Source organism: Nocardia sp. (assembly GCF_025465275.1).
GTDB lineage: Bacteria > Actinomycetota > Actinomycetes > Mycobacteriales > Mycobacteriaceae > Nocardia.
Window position 1 is genome coordinate 1 of record NZ_JAODNK010000149.1, and the last position, 2,659, is coordinate 2,659.

The 2,659-nt window shown below is 65.3% G+C and carries 3 protein-coding genes; all 3 read right to left on the minus strand.

Translation table 11 applies throughout. The features are described 5' to 3' along the window. The coding region (locus tag JWN03_RS32130) for an MMPL family transporter (RefSeq protein ID WP_297622845.1) at positions 1–1,030 on the minus strand (1,030 nt) is incomplete at its 3' end. Then, the gene (locus JWN03_RS32135) at positions 1,030–1,776 is read right to left on the minus strand and encodes an NYN domain-containing protein (protein WP_297622847.1); all 747 of its coding nucleotides are present in this window, start codon (positions 1,774–1,776) and stop codon (positions 1,030–1,032) included. The genes JWN03_RS32135 and JWN03_RS32130, both read right to left, overlap by 1 nt. Further along, positions 1,773–2,525, minus strand: a complete 753-nt coding sequence (trmB, locus tag JWN03_RS32140) for a tRNA (guanosine(46)-N7)-methyltransferase TrmB (protein ID WP_441343098.1) — start codon at positions 2,523–2,525, stop codon at positions 1,773–1,775. Before trmB ends, JWN03_RS32135 begins: the two co-directional genes overlap by 4 nt. Positions 2,526–2,659 lie beyond the last annotated feature (134 nt).

Below are 2,659 nucleotides of genomic sequence, written 5' to 3' on the forward strand. Positions count from 1 at the left end.
TGTCCACGCGCGGACCGAGAATGCTCAGCAGTGCGGGCAGCACCGTGAGTGAGGTGATCATGGCCAGCAGCACCGCGGCGATGGTGCCGTAGGCGACCGACTTCAGGAAGCCCTGCGGGAACAGCAGCATGCCCGCGCTGGCCGCGATGATCATGGTCGCCGAGGAGGTCACCGTGCGCCCGGCGGTCATCACCGAACGTCGCACGGCAGCACGGGTGTCGTAACCCTCGGCCAATTCCTCACGGAACCGGCTGACTATGAACAGGCCGTAGTCGATGGCCAGGCCCAGGCCGATCATCGACACCACGGCGGAGACGAAGGAGTTCACGTCGGTGTACTTGGTCAGCGCCATGATCATGCCGTTGGCGGCGATGATCGTCAGACCACCGATGATCAAAGGCAGTGCGGCGGCGACGACTCCGCCGAAAATGAAGAACAGCAGGATCGCGACGGCGGGGAGCGCGAGCATCTCCATGCGCTTCACATCGCTGGCGATCGTGCTGTTCAACGTATAAGCGACCGGCTGCAGGCCACCGACCTCGACCGTGACATCCGGAATCGAGAAGGCGTTCTTGACCGCGCCGTACGCCTGCAGCATCTCGGTGTCGTTGTTGCCGTTGAGGGCAACGGTGGCGAAAGCGTGCTTTCGATCGGCACTGACCGCCTGCGCGAGCTGTTGCCCCGTGTCGGTCTTCCAGGGCGAGACATTGACCTTGGCGATCTCCGGATACGTCTTCGGCAGCGCGTTGAGGCTGTCGATGATCTTCTGGTTCCACGCCGAATCGTCGACGGTCTTCCCGTCGGGCGCGGTGTACAGCAGCACCACGTCACTGTTGTGATCGCGGCTGTACACCGAATCCTTCAGCACCGCTGCCTGTGTCGACTGCGAGTTGGGGTCGAACCATCCGCTGGAGCTGAGGTGGTCCTCGACTCCGAGCCCGAAGGCGCCGAGCCCGAGTAGGGCAGCAACGACCACGCCTAAGACGGTGTAGCGCAGCTTGTAGACCAGGTCGCCCCAGCGGGTGAACACTAAGCGACTCCTTGAGCGGGGCGGGAGGTGAGCAGTGCTGTCAGCGGCCGGAACGGCTGCAGCCATGCTCCCTCGTCGGGCAGCGAGTCGAGGCTCACCCTGGGCAGCGGTTCACGGAACACGCCCGGGATGTCCTCGAGGTCGATGAACTCGAGAATATCCGACGTGACCGCCCAGCTCGCGTGCTCGCGGAATCCGAGCACCTGAACAGGCACGCCGCTGGCGGCGATTTCTTCGAGCGGCGCGCGGAATGCCTGACCATCGGCGGAGGCGACCATGATTCCGGCCAGCCCGGCACCGCGACGGCGGAGCTCGATATGGCCGAGCATATCGCTGTCGACGTCGGAATCTTCGTCGATTTTGGGTTTTGCGAAGACGGCGTAGCCGACATTGCGCAGCGCCTCCACCCACGGTCGCACCACGTCGGCGGTGCCGGGGGCGATATTGGTGAAGACGGTGGCTTCGGGTTCGACGCGCTGGCGGCTGCCGACGGATAGTTCCGCGGTGCGGGCCAGCAGCCAGCGGCCGAGTGCGTCGAAACGCGGCCGGTAGGCGGCGGTGGGCCGGCCGCCGAGAATGGCGCCGAGCCCCATGTCGAGGTTCGGTGCGTCCCAGACGAGCAGCACGCGACGGAAGTCGGTGCCGGTGCCGGAAAGGCCGGTGGTGCCCGGTAGTTCGGACGAGGCAGTGCCGTGCATTATTTCGGCAACATCCGCGACCTCCGGGGCCATCTCACTGACGCTCATGATTCGATCTTCCCCCAGATGAACTCCGTGATGGCGCTACCCGCGCGGAGTCCTTTTCCTTCGAACTTGGTAATTGGACGTTCAAAACCGATCGGTGCGGTTTCAAGGTACCTTGCGGAGTCCCCTCCGGTGGCCTCATTCATACCGATGAGCTGCGATTCTCCGGCACCGACTTCGGCAATATGTTCCGCATAATCGGCGTGATCGGTCGCGACATGCAACACGCCGCCCGGGCGCAGGCGACTCGCGATAAGTGCCAGCGTCGGCGGCTGAAGCAGCCGGCGTTTATGGTGCCGCGCCTTCGGCCACGGGTCCGGGAAGAACACTCGGACACCTGTCAGCGACTCGGGAGCAATCATGTGTTCGAGGACATCCACCGCATCGCCGCGCAGGATGCGAATGTTCTCGATCTGCTCGCGCTCGACGCGCTGCACCAGCTGGGCCACACCCGGCTTGTAGACCTCGACACCGATCAGATTGAACTCCGGCTCGGCCTGCGCCATCGCCGCGGTGGCTGTGCCGGTGCCGCAACCGATCTCGACGATCAGTGGTGCGGTGCGGCCGAACCAGGCGTCGGCGTCCAGCTTCTCGTCGGAGACGTCGCGGCCGATGCGGGGCCACATCCGCTCCCAGGATTGCTGCTGCTGTGGCGTGAGTGCCCCGCGGCGCGAGCGGAAGCTGGTGACCCGTGGGTAGAGGCGATTGCCGCGCGCGGCGAGGTCGACACCGTCGCGGCCGGCCGGCTCGATACCGTCACGGTGATCGCCGTCACCGGCAAGGTCGGCGGACCGCGGCCCGGGGACTGACTCGGCAGTGTGGTTCGCGGCGTCGTTCACGGCGTCCATTGTCCAGTATCGGATGGTTAGCGCAGCAATCGACTACG